This is a genomic window from Oleiphilus sp. HI0043 (assembly GCF_001634935.1).
Genome location: NZ_LWEY01000419.1, coordinates 1 through 616, shown reverse-complemented (window position 1 = coordinate 616; position 616 = coordinate 1). Strand labels below are relative to the sequence as shown.

Annotated in this window: 2 protein-coding genes; both read right to left on the bottom strand. The window is 44.5% G+C overall.

Features of this window, described 5'->3' with window-relative positions:
- The coding region (locus tag A3729_RS05425) for an imelysin family protein (RefSeq protein ID WP_231877348.1) at positions 1 to 385 on the bottom strand (385 nt) is incomplete at its 3' end.
- Positions 354 to 616: HAD family phosphatase (locus A3729_RS05420; protein ID WP_197475596.1), on the bottom strand; the 263-nt coding region annotated here is incomplete at its 5' end. The genes A3729_RS05420 and A3729_RS05425, both read right to left, overlap by 32 nt.

Sequence of the window (616 nt, the reverse complement as noted above, 5' to 3'; positions counted from 1 at the left end):
GCCATTGTCTAAGAAGTCTAGTCGAGATATATGTATCGTGAGCTAGACTCCACTGCTGATGAGCTTCCTGTAGAGATTCTTTCGATGGCTGAGTCGTTAGTTTGTCGATAGAACTTTGTAGCTTAGCGGCTGCGTTGCTGGTTTCAGTAAGTAATCGATTACTCTCTTTAACCATTTGGTCGATCAAAGAGGTGGAGAGTGTTGCGATTTGACGGTTGCCAATATCTGACGATTGCTTGTTTATTGCTGAGCTTGTTTTGCTGGATGTGATATCTGGCGTTGAGGGTTCACTGCAGCCGAATAGCGCTAAACAACAGAAAGTGGTGAATAAGCCCCTGATCATGTCTTTTTTCTTAGCTTCTGAGAGTTTGTATTGGCCAGCCATTTTGTTCACTATATTCTCTTAAGGTGTCATCCGGGTCGATAGAGACTGGCGTGCTGACCAGCTTTAATAAAGGCAGGTCATTATGTGAATCGCTATAGAAAAAAGAACCTTTGAGTGTATGGTGATTCGTCTCTAACCACTCGTTCAAACGCGTAATTTTCCCTTCTTTAAAGCTGGGTGTGCCGCTTACCTTGCCTGTATATCGACCGTCGACTTGCTCGGGAAGGGTCG